Genomic DNA, 18,353 nt, shown 5'->3' with positions numbered 1-18,353 from the left:
GACCTCAGCCTCCTGCCTCGAAGATCTCGGTTCTCGTCCCCAAAGAGCTTACGGACCCGCCACGCCGGCGTGTGCCGATCCGCCGGACCCGCCCCGGCCGGGTGGTGCTGGTAATCGAATACTTGGCTTCGTTCCAACTCTTTCTCCGGATGAGCGTTGTCGGTATGATCCGGCGCACTGCGAGCCCGAAGGAACGATCACGCGGATCCGAAGGGAGGCGCTCCGTGACGTCCACCGAGCAGGGTCGTCCAGCCGTGGCGCTGCACGGCGTCGGCAAGCGGTTCCCTGGAGTGGTCGCGGTCTCCGACGTCACGCTCGCCATCCCGCCCGGCGAGGTGCGCGTGTTCGCCGGGGAGAACGGGGCGGGCAAGTCGACGCTGATGAAGCTGATCGCGCAGGTCGAACAGCTCAGCAGCGGACGCATCGAACTCGACGGCGTCCCGGTCGCCTACCAGGGGCCGGGCGCGGCCCGGCGGCTCGGGGTCTCCATGGTCCACCAGGAGTTCGCGCTGGCGCCGGACTTGTCGGTGGCCGAGAACCTGTTCATCGGCCACGAACCCGGCCGCGGCGGGTGGATCTCGCGGGCCGAGGAGCGCCGCGCCGCGCGGGAACTGCTCGGCCACGTCGGCCTGAACATCGATCCGGGACGGCGGGTAGCGCTGCTGTCCACTGCGGAGCAACAGCGCGTCGAGCTGGCGAAAGCCCTCGCGGTGCAGGCGAAAGTGCTCATCCTCGACGAGCCCACGGCCAGCCTCACCGAGCGGGAGGCCGAAGAGCTGTTCGGCATCGTCCGCGAGCTGACCGCGAGGGGCATCGCGGTGCTCTACATCTCGCACCGGCTGGACGAGATCTTCGAGATCGGCGACCGGGTGACCGTGATGCGCGACGGCGCCGTCGTCGCCACCCGGCCGGTCACCGAACTGGACGAAGACCGGCTGGTGCAGCTGATGGTCGGCCGCGACGTGGAGAACCTCTACCCGCGCACCCACAACGAGCCCGGTCCGGTGCGGCTGGAGGTCCTGGGGCTCACCCGCGACGACGCCGTCCGCGACGTGTCGTTCGAGGTCCGTGCGGGCGAAATCGTCGGGCTGGCCGGGCTGGTCGGGGCCGGGCGCACCGAACTGGCGCGCGCGGTGTTCGGCGCGGAGCTGCCGGACGCGGGCACGATCGCCTTGGACGGCAAGCGGTTGCGCATCCGCGGCCCGTCCGACGCGATCGCCGCGGGCATCGGATACCTCACCGAGAGCCGGAAGACCGATGGTCTTGCCCTACCACTGGGGGTGGACAAGAACATCACGCTGGCGAAGCTGCCGATGCGGGCCGGATTGATCGACCTCGCCGCGGAACGCAAGATCGCCGAGCGGGAGCGCGACGGCCTCCGGATCCGGGTGCCGTGGGTGGGGCGCCCGGTGCGGACGCTCTCCGGCGGCAACCAGCAGAAGGTGATCCTGGCGAGGTGGCTGGAAACCGGCGCGGAGGTGCTGTTCTTCGACGAGCCCGGCCGCGGCATGGATGTCGGGGCCAAATCGGAGATGTTCCAGCAGATGGATTCCCTCGCCGCGCGGGGCAAAGCGGTCGTGTTCATCTCCAGCTACCTGCCGGAGCTGCTGAACATGTGCGATCGGATCCTGGTCATGCGCGGTGGGCGGATCACCGGAGAGGTCCCCCGCGCGGAGTTCTCCGAGGAACGCGTCGTCGCGCTGGCAACCGGGGCCCGCAACGTCGAAAACGGGGGCAACCATGACTGAGCAGACCAAGGCACCGTCCACTGAGGACCACGGCCTGCTGGGCGGGCTGGGGGACCGGCTCTCCGGCGCGGTCTCGCAGGTCGCCGCGGCCGGCGCGCTGATCGTCGTGTTCATCGTGCTGTCGATCGTCGCGCCGTCGTTCCTCACCGCGGACAACCTGTTCAACCTGGGCTCGCAGACCTCGGTGAACGCGGTGATGGCGGTCGGCGTGACGCTGGTGATCATCACCGGCGGCATCGACCTGTCGGTGGGTTCGGTGGCGGCGCTGTCCGGGGTGCTCGGGGTGGTGCTGATGGCCGACTACGGGTTCAACCCGATGGTGGGCATCATCGGCGGCGTCGTCGTCGGCGCGGTGGCCGGGCTGGTGAACGGGCTGCTGGTGTCGGTCGTCGGGCTGCCGCCGTTCATCGCCACCCTCGGGATGCTCAGCGTCGCCCGCGGCCTGGTGCTGATCGCCACCGGTGCGGTCGCGGTGTTCGGCGCGCCGGAGTCGTTTCGCTTGCTCGGGCAGGGCGTCATCGGCGCGATCCCGATCCCGGTGCTGCTCATCGCGCTCGTCGCGGTGGCCGGGCACGTGGTGCTCACCCGGACCCGGCTCGGCCGCTACGCGTACGTGATGGGGTCCAACATGGAGGCCGCGCGGCTGTCCGGTGTGCCGGTGCGGCGCTACACCACCGCGGTCTACGTGCTCTCCGGCGCGCTGGCCGGGCTCGGCGGCATGATCGCGGCGTCCCGGATCTACTCCGGGCAGCCGAACTTCGGCGAAGGCCTGGAGCTCGACGTGATCGCGGCGGTCGTCATCGGCGGGGCGAGCCTGTTCGGCGGCCGCGGCACCGTGTGGGGCTCGTTGATCGGCGCGTTCCTGGTCGCGGTCATCCGCAACGGGGCGGTCCAGCTCAACATCAGCACCTTCTACCAGAACGTGCTGATCGGCGTGATCATCTGGCTGGCGGTCTGGTGGGACCGGTACCAACGACGCAAGCTCGGCGGCGACGCCGGATGAGGAATTTGTTGCACAACTCGTTTTGCATAGCGGTGCGGGTAGCGGGTTCTCAGACGCTCCCTGGACTGTGGGAGCCCCCCTTGTGAATGTCCACTCGCCAGGAAGCGTCTGAGAACCCGCGGCGGTGCGAGTTGTGGGGGTGGGCTGAGCGGCCCTTCGCCGCTTCCAGACAAGACCCGGACACCAACTCAGTAAGCCGCGATGAGCAAGGGAGCTCGGCGATGAAGAAGGTACAGACCGCGACGTCCGTGCTGCTTTCGGTGGTCGCTGTGCTGGGCACCGCCGCGTGCAGCGTCGGGGTGCACGAGCAGACCGGCGGCGGTGGCCAGCAGGGCGGGCCGATCAAGCTCGCCGTGGTGCCGAAGGCGATCGGTTTCGACTTCTGGGAGAAGGTGCGGGTCGGCGCCGAGTGCGCGGGCTCCAAGCACCAGGACGTGACGGTCCACTGGGACGGGGTGCACGCCGAGAGCGACGTCAGCGGCCAGCAGAGCCTGCTGCAAGACATGCTGTCGCAGGGGGACGTCAAGGGCCTGGTGTACGCGGCGACGGACGCCAAGGCGCTGGCCGACATAACCAAGTCCGCGCAGGGCCAGGGCACGACGGTGGTCAACATGGACTCCGGCACCACCCCGCAGCCGCCGGACGTGCCGGTGTTCGCGACGAACAACGTCGCCGCCGCCGAGCAGGCCACCGACTTGCTCGCCGAGCAGCTCGGCGGCAAGGGCAAGGTGGCGTTCATCGAGTTCCAGCCCGGCACGAGCACCAACGAGACGCGTGCCGAGGGCTTCAAGAAGGGCATGGCCAAGCACCCCGGGCTGCAGCTGGTCGCGCAGCAGTCCAGCGACAGCGACTACAACCGGGCGTTGCAGGTCACCCAGGACATCCTGACCGCCAACCCGGACCTCAACGGCATCTACGCGGCCAACGAGCCCAGCGTGCTCGGCGCGGCGGAGGCCGTGCGGCAGGCGGGGAAGGTCGGGCAGGTGAAGGTCATCGGCTGGGACACCTCGGAGGGCGAGATCCAGGGGTTGCGGGACGGCGTGATCACCGGGTTGATCGCGCAGAACCCGTTCAAGATGGGCTTCGCGTCGGTCAACGCGGCGATCGGCAAGATCCGTGGTTCCGCGGACCCGATGCCCAACCCGGACACCGGCTCAATGCTGATCACCAAGGGGAACGTCGACAGCCCCGAAGTCCAGAAGCTGCTGAACCCCACCTGCGAAAACCCACCCGCCTGAGCGATTCTTCACGAGGTGAGGGGCACCCTTGGGCGACTGTGCCGCCGACTGTGCCGCTCGAGGTGCCCCTCACCCATCGCACGATCGGGTAGGAGTGAAGGCGCCCACCACCCCTCCCGCGGTCGGGGTGGTGGCGAGAATGTCGCGGTGGTTACCGCGATCGTTAATCCGCTCGTGCAGGAGATCCTGGATCTGGTCGGGATCTTCGCCTTCGCGCTCTCCGGCGCGCTGCTCGCCGTGCGAAAGCGCTTCGACGCCGTCGGCATCGCGGTGCTGGCCGAGGTGACCGCGCTCGGCGGCGGGCTGTTCCGGGACCTGGTGATCGGCGCCGTGCCGCCGGTGGCTTTCACCAACGTCGCCTACTTCACCACGCCGCTGGTGGCCTCGGTGGCGGTGTTCTTCTGGCACCCCAGGCTCGCCCGGATCCGGCGGTTCGTGATGTTCTTCGACGCCGTCGGCCTTGGTGTGTTCTGCGTGGCGGGCAGCATCAAGGCGCTGAACTACGGCATCCACCCGCTGGCGGCGATCGCGCTCGGCGCGGCGACCGCGATCGGCGGCGGCGCTGCCCGGGACGTGCTCGCGGGAGAGATCCCGGCGCTGCTGCACCCGAAGAGCGAGATCTACGCGGTGCCCGCACTGTTCGGCAGCGCGCTGGTCCCGACCCTGGCAGTGGCGAACGTGTTGACGCCGATCACCAGCACGCTCGCTGCGCTGCTCGCGGTCATCGTCCGGCTGCTCGCCTTGCGCTACGGCTGGCGGGCGCCGCTGGCCCGGGGGACGACGCTGCCGTGAGCTACGGGTTCTGCCGAAGCGCTTCCAGCGCCGCGTCGGCGTGCGCAGCCATCCGGACCTCGTTGCGGATCAACGAGAGCGCCCGACGCTGCTGATCGATGCGGTCAGCAGATCGGACAGCTTGCACTCGGTGTCGTGCTGGTCCTGCAGCACGGAATCCGCCACCACGTCGCCTTCTCGCACCGGGAACAGCGGCGGTTTCGCGCGAAACCGTCTTTTGCCACGCGTGTGGGGCGGCGATTTCGCGCGAAACCGCCGCCGAGCGCACCTGGCCACGCTGGCACGCGGGTGCCGGAGTCACCGTGCCGGCTCGCGCCGTCCCGCGTGCTGGATGAACAGCCCGGCCACCAGCAGCAGGGCCATCAGGATTCCCATCACCAGCACTGTGCCCGAGATGCCCAGACGGTCTGCCAGCAGCGCCGTCGCCACGAGCAGCGCGCAGCCCACGGCCGTCGCCGCCAGGATCGCGACGCCCGCATCGGCCATCAGGGAATGCAGGATGCCCGTCATCGCCAGGTAGATGATCAGTGGGATCGCGACGGTCAGCGCCGCGGCGACGGCGCTCACGTGCGCCTTGTGGGCGCTGCTGTCGATCGCCACCTCCAGCCCGGCGCCGACCGCGGCGATCCCGACGAACACCAGGTAGTGGCCGTAGCCCCAGGCCAACGGGGCGCTCAGCGTATTGCGCAGGTGCTCGACGGCGGAGTGCTTGAAGTAGGTCCACCACATCGCGAAGATCACCAGCAGCCCGCCGAAGCCGATCTCCAGCAGTTCCGCCGACCAGCCGCCGTCGGCGACGTCCTCCTGGATCGCGGCGGTCACGGCGAGCACGACCTCGCCGAGCACGATGATCGTGAACAGCCCGTAGCGCTCCGCGATGTGGTGCGGGTGCCAGGCGGTCCGCCGGCGCTTCTCGGCGAATGCAGGCACCGCGAGTTCGGCCAGCACCAGCACCACGAATCCGACCTCCGCCCACGGGTGCGGCAGCGCCAAGCGCAAGATCCAGCCGACCTGCACCACGGTCACGCCGCCCGCGTAGCGCAGCGCGGCGGCGCGCCCCTCGGGATGTTGCCGGGCGGCGCGCAGCCACTGGGCGACCATCGCCACGCGCATCACCACGTAACCGATGGTCACGATGGTGAAGTCGTAGTCGTGGAACGCCCCGGGCACCCCGGCGGCGAGCACCAGCACCCCGGCCATCTGCAGCAGCGTCAGCGCGCGGTAGGCCACGTCGTCGGTGTCGTAGGCGGAGGCGAACCAGGTGAAGTTCATCCACGCCCACCAGATCGCGAAGAACACCATGAGGTAACCGATGCCGGTGGCGGCGAAGTGCCCCTCGACGAGCCCGTGGTGCAACTGCACGGCGGCCTGGCCGACGGCGGCTACGAAGCACAGGTCGAAGAGCAATTCCAACGGCGTGGCCACGCGGTGCCGCTCGGCGGGGTCTCGCGCGACCATGGGACGCCGCAGGGGTGGGATGTGCTCGCTCATGGTCGAAATTGTCTTCGAGGCCGACTCGAACTGCTAGGACTACGCGCCAGCGGGTAGCCGGGGGACATGCCCGAACTGCCCGATGTAGAAGGATTCCGCCGGGTCGCGGAGCAGGCGACCGGCCGGCAGGTGCGCGAGGTGCGCGTGCACGACGCGCAGGTGCTGCGTGGTATCGGCGCAGATGCGTTCCAGCGCGCACTGCGGCGCAGGTACTTCGCCGAACCTCGGCGGCACGGGAAGTGGCTGCTGATCGCGACGGCGTCCGCCGCGAACGCCTCGCCTGCGCCGCCGACCTTGCTGCTGCACTTCGGGATGACCGGGAATCTCCAGTGGTGCGCCCACGGCGGCGAACTGCACCAGCATGACCGGCTTGTGTTCGACTTCGCCGCGGGTGAACTCCGCTACCGGGACATGCGGAAGCTGACCGGGATCCACCTCGCGCGGGAGCAGGACGAAGTGGACGATCTGCTGGCCGAGCTCGGCCCGGACGCGCAGGAGGTCGGCGCCGACGAGTTCGCCGGGCGGCTCACCCGCACCCGGCGGCGCCTCAAGCCGGCCCTGATGGACCAGTCGGTGCTCGCCGGGCTCGGCAACATCTGCGCCGACGAGATTCTCTGGCGGGCCCGGATCGATCCGAACCGGTCCACCGCGGACCTGGGCGCAGTGGACCTCGATCGGCTGCACCGCGAGATGCGGGCCATGCTGCGGGAGGCCGTTCGCGTCGGCCGGGTTCCGGATGGTGCGTCCTGGCTGACCGGGCACCGCGACGAGCCGGACCGGCGGTGTCCGCGGTGCTCGTCGGCGTTGCGGCGGATGCGGATCGGCGGCCGCAGCACCCTGTGGTGTCCGACGTGCCAGCCAGCGTGACCAGCGGTAACCCATGCCGGGTGTGCACGCGTTCATGCGCGGACCATGTTGTAACCTGAAAATACTTCAGGGGTCAGGGGCGGATCGGGGGGTCCGACCGCGCGGAGCCGGGTCCGGGGGCGTGGCCCGGCTTCGCGGGGCCACCTTCCGCCCGCGGTGTGCGATCGACGTGGCCTAGCGCACTGTTTACCGGTCGGTAACCGCTGTTTTTGGCATGATCTGGCCGACGACGGCCGTGCGTCGGCAGCGCAGCCGGAAGCGGAAGGATCGGTGTGATGACGAAGATCGAACGCCTGGGAGTCATCGGCGGCGGGCAGATGGGCGGCGGCATCGCGGAGGTCGGCGCCCGAGCCGGCATCGACGTGATCGTGTGCGAGGTCAACGCCGAAGCCGCCCGAGCCGGCCGCGCCAAGCTGTGGAAGTCGCTCAACCGCGCGGTGCAGAAGGGGAAGCTCACCGAGGCCGAACGTGACGAGACGCAGTCCCGGCTGCACTTCACCACCACGCTCGCCGACCTCGACGACCGGGACATGGTCATCGAGGCGATCGCCGAGGACGAGGGGTTGAAGCTCGAGCTCTTCGCCGAGCTGGACAAGGTCGTGACCGACCCGGAGGCGATCCTGGCGTCGAACACCTCCTCCATCCCGATCGCCAAGCTCGCCGCCGCTACCAAGCGCCCGCAGCAGGTCCTCGGCGTGCACTTCTTCAACCCGGTGCCGGTGCTCAAGCTCGTCGAGCTGGTGCCGTCGCTGTTGACCTCCGAGGAGACCGTCGAGCGGGCCGCGGCGTTCGCCACCGAGCAGCTGGGCAAGGAGACCGTCCGAGCCAAGGACCGGTCCGGGTTCATCGTCAACGCGCTGCTGGTGCCGTACCTGCTGTCGGCGATCCGGATGCTGGAGGGCGGTTTCGCCGGCGCCGAGGACATCGACAAGGGCATGGTGCTGGGTTGCGCCCACCCGATGGGCCCGCTGCGGCTGTCCGACCTGGTCGGCCTGGACACCCTGAAGGCCATCGCGGATTCGCTGTACGCGGAGTACGCCGAACCCACCTACGCGGCCCCGCCGCTGCTGCAGCGGATGCTCGACGCGGGCCTGAAGGGCAAGAAGTCCGGCAAGGGCTTCTACACCTACGAAAACTGATCTGGTCCGGTTCGGGGAAGGGCGCCTCCTGCCGGGCGAGTTGGCAGAAGGCGCCCTCTTGTGCGATCAGGTCGAGAGGAGGGCTTGGATCTCCTCGACCACCCGGGTCGGGTTGTCCTCCATGAGTTTTCCGGGGACAACGGTCAGCGTGGCGTTGGGAATGTCTTCTGCGAGGCGCCTCGCGAAGGTGACCGGCTGCCAGCTGTCTTCGGCTCCCACACGATCCTGGTCGGTGCGGTCAGGGTTTTCAGCAACGGGGCCACCCGTTGCGTCGGGGTCGAGTCGTAGTGGCGCACCTGGTGTTCGAAGAACGACGCCCGACCCATCGGTGTCCTGTGTGGAGCTAGGTAGGCTTCGAGGGTTTCGCCGGTCATCCGGGTAGGTTCTCCGACCGTCATGGTCAGTTGGCGGGTCAGCATGGCTTCGAAGTCCGCCTGGGGCATGGCGGCGTAATCGTCGAGGTGCTCTCGGATGATCTTCCGCCAGGTGCTCGACGGCCAGGAGTCGTAGCTGACCGCGTCGATCAGCATCAGGCGCTCCACCCGGTCCGGGGCGCGGGTGGTGAAGATCTGGCCGACCGCACCGCCGATGTCGTGCGCGATCAGCGTGCAACGCCGGATTTCCAGCGTTGGCGAGCCTGGCTCGAGCGGTGGGTCGCTGAGTCCGCGGCCCCGCCGCGCGAGATGTTGCTGGTGGTCTTCGACGCGCTCGACGCGTGGATGGACCGCGCGGACTTCCGGGGCTGCGGATTCGTCAACGCCCTGGCGGAGACCCGGATCCGGAGCATCCGGCCCACGCCGTGATCATCGGCCAGAAGCGGTGGATGCGGCAGTACTTCGAAGAGCTCGCCGTGGCAGCGGGATTGGCCGACCCGGCGGACTTCGCGGACGGCGCCCTACTGCTCTACGAGGGTGCGACGGTGGCCGCCTCGGCCGGCTTCTCCGACGCGGTCCGGAAAGCGCGCAGAACCGCGGAAATCCTCCTCAAGGCCTGATCAGTCCACTTCGGACACGATGGTGGCGCGTAGTGCGTCCACCGCGTGGCGGCGGTGTTCGTCGAGCAGCCGGACCAGTTCGCCGGCTCGGCGCTCGGCGACCGCCGCCACGATCGCGTCATGCTCGTGGCGGACGCGCTCGCGGTTGGTGTCGGAGTTGTAGTACACCGCGCGGTAGGCGTCCGTGGCGTCCCAGAGCGTGCGCACGATGCGCAGCAGGCGGGGCATCCCGGCGGGCTCCAGCAGCGCGAAGTGGAATCGGCGGTTCGCCGCGATCATGGCCACCAGGTCGCCGCTGTCGGCGGCCTTCTCGACATCGCGCTGGGCGTCGGTGATCCGGGCCAGGTCGGCATCGCTGAGCCGCTCGGTCGCCACCGCCGCGGCCTCCGATTCGAGCAGCGCGCGCATCCGGTAGACCTCCAGCAGGTCGTTCAGCGACAGCTCGGCCACCGAGTAGCCCCGATGCGGCTGGTAGATCACCTGCCCCTCGGCCTCCAGCGTCTTCAGCGCCTCGCGCAGCGGAACCCGGCTCACGCCGAGGCGCTGGGCGATGGTGTCCTGCCGGATCGGTTGGCCCGGCGCCAGATCGCCGGACACGATGGACTTCCGGAGCTCGTCGAGGACGAACTCCTGGGTGGTGGGTGGTCGCTGCATCCCAGGCTCCCCAAGTTTTCGGGCGTCTTGACTGTCGCCCGATCAACTGTATATTGGATCCAAAATTACGGTGAGGCAAGCCCCTGTTCCGGTCGCCGCGCTGCACTGGTATCGGTCGGCCGGTTCGCCGGCCTGCCGGGCGGAAGGGTGGGTGCATGGAGACGCTGCCGATGGACGGCGTGGTCGTCGCGGACTTCAGCCGGGTGCTGGCCGGCCCGTACGCGACCATGCTGCTGGCCGATCTCGGCGCGACCGTGATCAAGGTGGAGCGCCCCGGCGAAGGCGACGACACGCGCTCGTGGGGACCGCCCTGGACCGAGCACAGCTCCGCCTACTTCGAGTCGGTCAACCGGGGCAAGCGCAGTATCACCCTCGACCTCGCCGACCCGGAGGACCAGGAAGCCGCGCGCCGGCTCATCAGCCGCGCCGACGTCCTGGTGGAGAACTTCAAGTCCGGCTCGCTGGCCCGCTACGGCCTGGACCACGAGAGCGCGCGAGAGCTTAACCCGCGGCTGATCTACACCTCGATCTCCGGGTTCGGCAGCAAGGAAGGCGCACGCCTACCCGGCTACGACTTCGTCGTGCAGGCGCTCGGTGGGCTGATGAGCATCACCGGCGAACCCGAAGGCGCGCCGATGAAGGTCGGCGTGGCGGTGGTGGACGTGCTCACCGGCAAGGACGCGGCGCTGGGCATCATGGCCGCGCTGCGGCACCGCGAACTGACCGGCCACGGCCAGCACGTCGAGGTGAACCTCCTGTCCAGCCTGCTGGCGTCGCTGGCGAACCAGATGAGCAGCCTGCTGACGACCGGCATCGCGCCGCAGCGGATGGGCAACCGGCACCCCAACATCGCGCCGTATGAGGCGCTGCGCTGCGGGGACGCGTTCCTGGCCGTCGCGGTCGGCAACGACGCGCAGTTCCGCAGGCTGTGCGAAGCGCTGGGGTTGGTCTCGCTGGTCGGCGACCCGAGGTTCGCGACCAATGCGGAGCGGGTGGCCAACCGCGACGAACTGGCGCGGCAGCTGGAGAACGTGCTCGGCGCGCGGACCGCTGCGGACTGGCAGCAGCGCTTGCAGGGCGTGGGCATCGCGTGCGGCCAGGTCAACGACCTGTCGCGGGCGGTGCACTACGCCGAGTCGCTGGGGCTGCGGCCGATGGTCGATCCCGGCGGCGGAGCCGCGATGCAGGTGCGCACCCCCATCGACTTCTCCGACCACGGCAGCGCCGAGGTGACACCGCCGCCGCTGCTCGGCGAACACACCAAGGAAGTCCTCGCGTGGTTGGAGGACTCCGAGCAAGAGCTTTCCCCGCTCGTCTCAAGGAGGAGCCCGCAATGAGTGCCAGTGGAAAACGTCCCGCGTTCGACCCGCGCGATCCGCTGGGGATCGACGCCGAATTCACCCCGGAGCAGCTCGCGATCCGCGACAGCGTGCGCGCGCTGTGCCGGGACCACGTGCAGCCGCACGTCGCGGAGTGGTTCGAGCGCGGCGAGTTCCCGCAGGCCCGGGAAATCGCCCGGGAGCTGGGCAAGCTCGGCGTACTCGGCATGCACCTGGAGGGCTACGACTGCGCCGGACTGTCCGCAGTGGACTACGGCATCGCCTGCGAGGAGCTGGAGGCCTGCGACTCCGGCCTGCGCTCGCTGGTATCGGTGCAGGGTTCGCTGGCGATGTTCGCGATCTGGCGCTGGGGCTCGGAGGAGCACAAGCAGCACTGGCTGCCGCAGATGGCCGCGGGCGAGGCGATCGGCTGCTTCGGCCTGACCGAGCCGGACCACGGCTCCGACCCGGCCTCGATGCGCACCGCCGCGCGCCGCGACGGCTCCGACTGGGTGCTAAACGGCCGCAAGATGTGGATCACCAACGGCACGGTCGCCTCGGTCGCGGTGGTGTGGGCGCAAACCGACGAAGGGGTGCGCGGTTTCGTCGTCCCGACCGACACGCCGGGCTTCTCGGCGCCGGAGATCAAGCACAAGCTTTCGCTGCGGGCCTCGGTGACCAGCGAGCTGGTGCTCGACGACGTCCGGCTGCCCGCCGACGCGGTGCTGCCCGAGGTCACCGGCCTGCGCGGCCCGCTGTCCTGCCTCAACGAGGCGCGCTACGGCATCGTGTGGGGCGCGGTCGGCGCCGGGCGCAGCTGCCTGGAGGCGGCGCTGGACTACGCGACGACCCGCGAGCAGTTCGGGCGGCCGATCGGCGGTTTCCAGCTCACGCAGGGCAAGCTCGCCGACATGGCGGTCCGAGTCCAAAATGGACGGCTGCTGGCGCTGCACCTCGGCAAGCGCAAGGACGCCGGGCAGCTGGTCCCGCAGCAGGTGAGCTTCGGCAAGCTCGACAACGTCCGCGGCGCGCTGGAGGTGGCCCGCGCCGCCCGAACCATCCTGGGTGCCAACGGGATCTCGCTGGAGTACCCGGTGATCCGGCACATGACGAACCTGGAGTCGGTGCTGACCTACGAGGGCACCAGCGAGATGCACGCCCTCACCATCGGCCAGGCCCTGACCGGCCTATCGGCCTTCCGCGGCTGAGACGCTCTCCGCAACTTCCATTGAAATCGAAGGTCTGATTTCCATTGAAATTGCGGGAGTTATCCACAACCTCCGGCGTGTCGTCGCCCGACACGCCGGAGGGCCGCAATTTCCATTGAAATCGAAGATCTGCGTTGCATCGAGCCCCTTCTCGCTTGGCCGTGGTGGCGGCATGCGGGCATGGCACCGAGGCCACCGGGCCACGGCGACGTTGAAATCGCGGTTCGGGCCTTACCGCAGCAGGGGTGGCAGGACTCGGTGGGTCCAGTCGGTGGCTCGTTCGTAGGAGTTGGCCAGCTGCAGAAGCGGCCATTCCGCGTGGTTTCGGCCGATCAGCTGGACTCCCATCGGCAACCCGGCCTCGTTGAACCCGACCGGCAGGTTGGCGATCGGGAGCCCGGACAGCGTCCACGGCGCGACCGTCTCCATCCACCGGTGGTAGGTGTCCATCGACCGGCCGGCGATCTCCTGCGGCCAGCGCTGGTCGACGTCGAACGGGAACACCTGCGCGCTCGGTGCGAGCAGGAAATCGTATTCGTCGAACAACCGCGAAACCGCGGCGTACCACTCGTCCCGGCCGGTCAAGGCGCGTGAGATGTCGTCCGCGGTGAGCTGCTGGTAACCCTCGACCTCGAAGACCACCTCCGGTTTGAGCATCGCCCGGGTGGCCGGGTCGGCGTGCAGGTCGATGTTGTCGCGCCCGACCATCCACGAGCGCCACAGCAGGAAGGTCTCCCAGGCCTGCTCGACCGGCAGCCGGCGCGACACCGGCTCGACCTCGCAGCCGATCTCGGCGAAGGCGCCGAAGGCTTCGGCGCACAGGTCCAGCAGGCCCGGCTCGGTGGCCAGGTATCCGTCGAAGTCGCCGACCCAGCCGATCCGGGTGCCCTCGAAGTCGCGGTCCAGGCTGTCGGTGAACAACTCCGGATCCTGCTCGATGCTCAGCGGTGCATGCTCGTCCGGACCGGCCATCGTGGACAGCAGCATCGCGACGTCGCGCACCGTGCGCCCCATCGGGCCGACCACCGAGGGCTCGCTGAGGAATCCCTCGCTCGGGATGCGGCCGAAGCCGGGCCGCAGCGACACGAGGTTGCCCCATGCCGCGGGGTTGCGCAGCGACCCCATGAAGTCGCTGCCGTCGGCGACCGGCAACATCCGTAGCGCCAGCGCGGCCCCGGCGCCGCCGCTGCTGCCGCCCGCGCTGCGCGTGGTGTCGTAGGCGTTGCGCGTGGTGCCGAACACCGGGTTGAAGGTGTGCGAGCCAAGGCCGAACTCGGGGACGTTGGTCTTGCCGATGACGATCGCGCCGGCGTCCCGCATCCGCCGCACGTGCAGGTCGTCGGTCGTCGCGAGGTTCTCGGCGAAGATCGGTGAGCCCTTCGTGGTGGGGAACCCCGCCGCGTCGGAGAGGTCCTTCACCGCGATCGGGAAACCGTGCATCCACCCCGCGCACTCGCCGCGGTCGAGTTCCTTGTCGCGCTGCCGCGCCTGGTCGATGAGCTCGGTCTCGTCGGCGCGGGAGACGATCGCGTTCACCGCCGGGTTGATCCGGTCGATGTGTCCGAGGTGGGTCTCCATCGCCTCGACGCAGGAGATCTCCCGGCGGCGGATCAGCCAGGACAGCTCCACGGCGTCCAGCAGCACCAGATCGGGGATCTGCGACGCGGGGAGTCCGGAACCCGGTGCCACGGTCACGCTGTCCTCCTGTTGTCGATCAGCTCCACTGACCCTTGCGCCTCCGCGGGGTCGACGTCAACCCGGGTGCATCCGGCCGGGGGAGAGACGTCGGCTGGGGGGAGGCGTGCGTCACGTTAGCGTTGCTAAAAATTCGGTCGGTTCCCACTCTGGTAAGACCAGCACACCGCATGCCGAGGAGGACGCATGCCCGCAGTGGCCGTCGCCGGGCAGGTGCCGCGGACCATCGGGATCCCGCGGGTGCTGGCGTCGGTGGCCGCAGTGGTCACGGTCGGGGTCTTCCCGGTGTTCCTCGTCGGCGGCATGGGCGTGCAGCTGCAGCAGGACCTCGGGTTCGGCGCCGCGCTGCTGGGAGTGGGGGCGGCCGGTTTCTTCGGCGTCGCATCGGTGTCGTCCCGGACGATGGGGTGGCTCGTCGAGCGGATCGGCGCCCGCCTGGGCATGCGGCTGGGCGCGCTGGGCAGCTCGCTCTGCCTGTTCGGCCTGGCCTGGGCACCCGATGCGCCGTGGCTGCTGGGGCTGCTGTGGGTGGCCGGACTGCCGAACTCGCTGGCGCAACCGGCATCGAACCTGCTGATCGCCCAAGGGATTCCGGCCAACCGCCGAGGTATGGGCTTCGGCGTAAAGCAGTCCTCCATCCCGGCCGCGACGCTGCTAGCGGGCGTCGCGGTGCCCGCCGTGGCGTTGACCGTCGGATGGCGGTGGGTGTTCGTGATCGCCGGGCTGGTCGGCCTGGTCGCCGCCGTCGCAGTGCCGCGGCTGCCGGACGCCGAGCGGTCCATCATCAAACGCGGCGACACCGCCGGTCGCAACGACGCCCGGGGCGCGCTGCTGTTGCTGGCGATCTCCGGCGGCCTCGGTTCGGCGGCGGCCAACGCGCTAGGCGCGTTCGTCACCACGACGGCCGTCGAGGTCGGGTTCAGCCCGGCGGTGGCCGGGCTGGTGCTGTCGCTGGGCTCGGCTACCGGGCTGACGATCCGGCTGTGCGCGGGCGTGCTCGCGGACCGCAAGAACCCGAACCTGCTGCGGGTGATCACCGCGATGCTGCTGATCGGCTCGATCGGCTTCGGGCTGATGGCGGTGGATTCGACGGTGGCGTTCCTGATCGGGGTGTCCGTCGGCTTCGGCGCGGGCTGGGCGTGGCCGGGGCTGCTGAACTTCACGGTCGCCAAGATCGCCCCGGACCGGGTCGCCAGCGCTACCTCGTTCACGCAGACCGGCATCTACCTCGGCGGCAGCCTCGGACCGCTGCTCTTCGGCATCTTCGCGGAGCAGGCCGGACTGGCGGGCGCCTGGCTGGCAGCGGGCATCGCGGCGATCATCGCGGGTGTCCTGCTGCTGTTCGTCCGCCGCTGACCTACCGCGACGCCGCATTTCCGTTGAAATCGACGGTTACGGTTCGGTTTCAATGAAAATTGCGTCACGAGTCAGTGCTTGCGGGCAACACCGCCGTGGAGGAGGCAGTAGGGCTGCTTCGCGGTCGTCCGACCGGGTTCGGGGCGCCAGTCCGACAGGAGCGTCGTGCCGGGCCGCACGATGTCGAAGTCACCGAACAGCTTCTCGATCCATTCCACTTCGCGCGGCTGCAACGGGTCTGCGGTCGCCGCGTAGTGGCCCGCGAGGATGCGCATTTCATCCGGGGCGTGGCTGCCGGTCAGGTGCGAGATCACCAGGTGGCTGCCGGGGACCAGCGCGTCGCGGTAGGTCTCGACCAGCGCCACCGGGTCGTCGGAGTCGGGGATGAAGTGCAGCACCGGCGCCATCAGTAGCCCCACCGGCTCGGCCGGGTCGAGTAGTTCGGCGGCCTCCGGGGATTTCAGGACGGAATTCGGGTCGCGGCAGTCCGCCCGGATGATCTCGGCGCGCGGCTCGCCGGCCAGCAGCGGCTTGCTGTGCGCGACGGTGAGCGGCTCGTTGTCCACGTAGAGCACCCGGAAGTCGCGCGTCCGGCGCCGCGCCACCTCGTGCACGTGGCCGATCGTGGGGATGCCCGAGCCCAGGTCGATGAACTGGCGGACACCTTGCGCGAGCAGGTATTCCACGACCCGCCGGAGGAACGCCCGGTTCTCCCGGTATGTTTCGCCGATGTCCGGCAGCTCCCGTTCCAGTCGCTCCGCGAAAGCCCGCTCGCAGCCGAAGTTGTGGCTGCCGCCGAGGAACGCGTCGTAGACCCGGGCGGCGCAGGGCCGATCGATGTCCATCTCCCGGACGGGCGGGATGCGCGTGTCGACCATGATCGTCCTCCCCCTTTTACCTGGAATCGTACAGTAGTTAATCAGTGACTCAGCGTGTTTGAAATCGACGGGAGGCTGCTCTTGCTGATGCTCGTGCACGCATATGACGATGGTGGTTGTAAACGACGAAATGCTGGAGGTGCTCGTGGCCGACGTCCGCGCGGTGGTGGCGACCGGGAAAGGCCGACCGGTCGAGGTGGTGACCATCAATGTTCCGGATCCGGGACCCGGTGAGGCGGTGGTGCGGGTGCAGGCGTGCGGCGTGTGCCACACCGATCTGCACTACCGCGAAGGTGGGATCAGCGACGAGTTCCCGTTCCTGCTCGGGCACGAGGCGTCGGGTGTCGTCGAAGCGGTCGGCGAGGGTGTGCGCGACGTGGAACCCGGCGACTTCGTGATCCTCAACTGGCGCGCGGTGTGCGGGGTGTGCCGGGCCTGCAAGCGCGGTCGGCCGCAGTACTGCTTCGACACGCACAACGCGGCGCAGCCGATGACGCTGACCGACGGCACCCCGCTGTCGCCCGCGCTGGGCATCGGGGCCTTCGCGGAGAAGACGCTGGTGCACGCCGGGCAGTGCACCAAAGTGGACCCATCGGCGCGTCCGGCGGTGGCCGGACTGCTGGGTTGCGGCGTGATGGCCGGGATCGGGGCCGCCGTCAACACCGGCAACGCCGGTCCGGGCGACACGGTCGCGGTGCTGGGCTGCGGTGGCGTCGGGGACGGCGCGATCGCGGGGGCCAGCATGGTCGGTGCGCGGCGGATCATCGCGGTGGACACCGATCCGAAGAAGCTTGAGTGGGCGCGCCAGTTCGGCGCCACGCACACCGTCAACGCCTCCGAGACCGACAGCGTCGAGGCGATCCGCGAGCTCACCGGCGGTTTCGGCGCCGACCTGGTCGTCGACGCGGTCGGCCGCCCCGAGACGTTCAAGCAGGCCTTCTACGCCCGCGACCTGGCTGGCACCGTGGTGCTGGTCGGGGTGCCCACCCCGGAGATGAAGCTGGAGCTGCCGCTGCTGGACGTCTTCGGCCGCGGCGGCGCGGTGAAGTCCAGCTGGTACGGCGACTGCCTGCCGGAACGCGACTTCCCGATGCTGATCGAGCTCTACCAGCAGGGCCGGTTGCCGCTGGAGAAGTTCGTCAGCGAGGAGATCGCGCTGGACCAGGTGGAGCAGGCGTTCGAGAAGATGCACCGCGGTGAGGTGCTGCGTTCGGTGGTGGTCTTCTGATGGCGGTGCGCATCGATCACGCGACCACGTCGGGCACGTTCTCGCTGGACGGCCAGACCTTCGACGTCGAGAACAACGCTTGGGTGGTCGGCGACGACCAGGAGTGTGTGATCATCGACGCCCCGCACGACGTCGAGGCGATCCGCCGGCTCGTCGGCGACCGCCGGGTGCTGGCCGTGCTGTGCACGCACGCCCACGACGACCACGTGCGCAGGGCGCCGGAACTGGCCGACGCGGTCGGGGCATCGATCTTCCTGCATCCAGACGACCTGGTGCTGTGGAACCTGGTCCACCCGGACCGCCGACCCGACCGGGAGTTCGCCGACGGCCAAGTGGTCGAGGTCGGCGGCATCGGGCTGCAGGTGCTGCACACGCCCGGCCACGCGCCGGGCGCGGTGTGCCTGTACTCGCCCGAGCTGGGCGTGGTGTTCACCGGCGACACCTTGTTCGCTGGTGGGCCCGGCGCCACCGGTCGGTCCTATTCGGACTTCGGGACGATCACGGCGTCCATCCGGGACCGGTTGCTGCCCTTGCCGGAGGACACCGAGGTCCGAACGGGACACGGGGAGAGCACCACGATCGGCGCGGTCCGGCCCCAGTTCGACGAGTGGGTCGCGCGCGGATACTGATCATTGCGGCCCCGTCGTTGATCGCGAGCGGGTAGGTTTCCCGCTACGACTTTCGGCGGATGAAGCACCTGGGGGCAGTGCGCAGGATCTTGGTCCGTGAGCGGTTGTGCCGCT

18 protein-coding genes are annotated in these 18,353 nt (G+C 69.5%); 13 read left to right on the top strand and 5 right to left on the bottom strand.

Annotated elements, in window-relative coordinates:
- The first annotated feature begins 224 nt into the window (after positions 1 to 224).
- The 4 genes from DL519_RS20615 to DL519_RS20600 all read left to right on the top strand — a co-directional run bounded on the left by DL519_RS20615 (position 225) and on the right by DL519_RS20600 (position 4,781).
- Positions 225 to 1,748, top strand: a complete 1,524-nt coding sequence (locus DL519_RS20615; RefSeq protein WP_190817214.1) for a sugar ABC transporter ATP-binding protein — start codon at positions 225 to 227, stop codon at positions 1,746 to 1,748.
- Positions 1,741 to 2,751 (top strand): ABC transporter permease, encoded by a 1,011-nt coding sequence (locus DL519_RS20610; protein WP_190817212.1) that lies wholly within the window; start codon positions 1,741 to 1,743, stop codon positions 2,749 to 2,751. The genes DL519_RS20615 and DL519_RS20610 overlap by 8 nt, the downstream gene beginning before the upstream one ends.
- A gap of 221 nt (positions 2,752 to 2,972) precedes the next feature.
- A complete protein-coding gene (locus DL519_RS20605) occupies positions 2,973 to 3,989 on the top strand; it encodes a substrate-binding domain-containing protein (protein ID WP_190817210.1) in 1,017 nt (338 codons plus the stop codon).
- A gap of 147 nt (positions 3,990 to 4,136) precedes the next feature.
- Positions 4,137 to 4,781 carry a trimeric intracellular cation channel family protein gene (locus DL519_RS20600; RefSeq protein WP_190817208.1) on the top strand — a complete coding sequence of 215 codons (645 nt, stop codon included), beginning with the start codon at positions 4,137 to 4,139 and terminating at the stop codon, positions 4,779 to 4,781.
- A gap of 297 nt (positions 4,782 to 5,078) precedes the next feature.
- Here the strand turns inward: DL519_RS20600 and DL519_RS20595 are convergent, their stop codons facing one another.
- On the bottom strand, positions 5,079 to 6,272 hold the full coding sequence (locus DL519_RS20595; protein ID WP_223839326.1) for a low temperature requirement protein A: 1,194 nt from the start codon (positions 6,270 to 6,272) through the stop codon (positions 5,079 to 5,081).
- Positions 6,273 to 6,338: 66 nt separating this feature from the next.
- On the opposite strand from DL519_RS20595, the gene DL519_RS20590 reads away from it, so the two are divergent.
- Together DL519_RS20590 and DL519_RS20585 are read left to right on the top strand one after the other, a co-directional pair.
- On the top strand, positions 6,339 to 7,139 hold the full coding sequence (locus DL519_RS20590; protein ID WP_190817206.1) for an Fpg/Nei family DNA glycosylase: 801 nt from the start codon (positions 6,339 to 6,341) through the stop codon (positions 7,137 to 7,139).
- Between the two features lie 275 nt (positions 7,140 to 7,414).
- Positions 7,415 to 8,278: a 3-hydroxybutyryl-CoA dehydrogenase gene (locus DL519_RS20585; protein ID WP_317891383.1), complete on the top strand. Its 864-nt coding sequence runs from the start codon at positions 7,415 to 7,417 to the stop codon at positions 8,276 to 8,278.
- A gap of 143 nt (positions 8,279 to 8,421) precedes the next feature.
- Here the strand turns inward: DL519_RS20585 and DL519_RS20580 are convergent, their stop codons facing one another.
- The gene (locus DL519_RS20580; protein ID WP_190817202.1) at positions 8,422 to 8,808 is read right to left on the bottom strand and encodes a hypothetical protein; all 387 of its coding nucleotides are present in this window, start codon (positions 8,806 to 8,808) and stop codon (positions 8,422 to 8,424) included.
- 63 nt (positions 8,809 to 8,871) lie between these two features.
- Between DL519_RS20580 and DL519_RS20575 the strand changes: the two genes are divergently transcribed.
- Positions 8,872 to 9,081 (top strand): hypothetical protein, encoded by a 210-nt coding sequence (locus DL519_RS20575; RefSeq protein ID WP_190817201.1) that lies wholly within the window; start codon positions 8,872 to 8,874, stop codon positions 9,079 to 9,081.
- Positions 9,078 to 9,272, top strand: a complete 195-nt coding sequence (locus tag DL519_RS20570) for a hypothetical protein (RefSeq protein WP_190817199.1) — start codon at positions 9,078 to 9,080, stop codon at positions 9,270 to 9,272. The genes DL519_RS20575 and DL519_RS20570 overlap by 4 nt, the downstream gene beginning before the upstream one ends.
- Here DL519_RS20570 and DL519_RS20565 read toward each other — a convergent pair whose 3' ends face one another.
- Positions 9,273 to 9,926, bottom strand: a complete 654-nt coding sequence (locus DL519_RS20565) for a GntR family transcriptional regulator (protein ID WP_190817197.1) — start codon at positions 9,924 to 9,926, stop codon at positions 9,273 to 9,275.
- 155 nt (positions 9,927 to 10,081) lie between these two features.
- Here DL519_RS20565 and DL519_RS20560 point away from each other — a divergent pair, with 155 nt between their 5' ends.
- Together DL519_RS20560 and DL519_RS20555 are read left to right on the top strand one after the other, a co-directional pair.
- Positions 10,082 to 11,263, top strand: coding sequence for a CaiB/BaiF CoA transferase family protein (locus DL519_RS20560; protein ID WP_190817195.1), 1,182 nt, complete (start codon positions 10,082 to 10,084; stop codon positions 11,261 to 11,263).
- Entirely contained in the window at positions 11,260 to 12,453 is a 1,194-nt protein-coding gene (locus tag DL519_RS20555) for an acyl-CoA dehydrogenase family protein (RefSeq protein WP_190817193.1), read from the top strand. The genes DL519_RS20560 and DL519_RS20555 overlap by 4 nt, the downstream gene beginning before the upstream one ends.
- Before the next feature lie 231 nt (positions 12,454 to 12,684).
- Here DL519_RS20555 and DL519_RS20550 read toward each other — a convergent pair whose 3' ends face one another.
- Positions 12,685 to 14,148 (bottom strand): amidase, encoded by a 1,464-nt coding sequence (locus DL519_RS20550; RefSeq protein ID WP_190817190.1) that lies wholly within the window; start codon positions 14,146 to 14,148, stop codon positions 12,685 to 12,687.
- A gap of 186 nt (positions 14,149 to 14,334) precedes the next feature.
- On the opposite strand from DL519_RS20550, the gene DL519_RS20545 reads away from it, so the two are divergent.
- The gene (locus tag DL519_RS20545; RefSeq protein WP_190817188.1) at positions 14,335 to 15,504 is read left to right on the top strand and encodes an MFS transporter; all 1,170 of its coding nucleotides are present in this window, start codon (positions 14,335 to 14,337) and stop codon (positions 15,502 to 15,504) included.
- A 71-nt stretch (positions 15,505 to 15,575) separates the two neighbouring features.
- On the opposite strand, the gene DL519_RS20540 is transcribed toward DL519_RS20545, so the two are convergent.
- Positions 15,576 to 16,382: an SAM-dependent methyltransferase gene (locus DL519_RS20540; protein ID WP_190817186.1), complete on the bottom strand. Its 807-nt coding sequence runs from the start codon at positions 16,380 to 16,382 to the stop codon at positions 15,576 to 15,578.
- Between the two features lie 109 nt (positions 16,383 to 16,491).
- Between DL519_RS20540 and DL519_RS20535 the strand changes: the two genes are divergently transcribed.
- On the top strand, positions 16,492 to 17,610 hold the full coding sequence (locus DL519_RS20535) for an S-(hydroxymethyl)mycothiol dehydrogenase (RefSeq protein WP_223839324.1): 1,119 nt from the start codon (positions 16,492 to 16,494) through the stop codon (positions 17,608 to 17,610).
- Positions 17,610 to 18,239, top strand: a complete 630-nt coding sequence (locus DL519_RS20530; RefSeq protein ID WP_190817184.1) for an MBL fold metallo-hydrolase — start codon at positions 17,610 to 17,612, stop codon at positions 18,237 to 18,239. Before DL519_RS20535 ends, DL519_RS20530 begins: the two co-directional genes overlap by 1 nt.
- Positions 18,240 to 18,353: the final 114 nt, after the last annotated feature.

It is taken from the genome of Saccharopolyspora pogona, assembly GCF_014697215.1.
Classification (GTDB): Bacteria; Actinomycetota; Actinomycetes; order Mycobacteriales; family Pseudonocardiaceae; genus Saccharopolyspora; species Saccharopolyspora hattusasensis.
The sequence above is the reverse complement of the archived record's forward strand: the minus strand, read 5'-3'. Positions and strand labels throughout refer to the sequence as shown.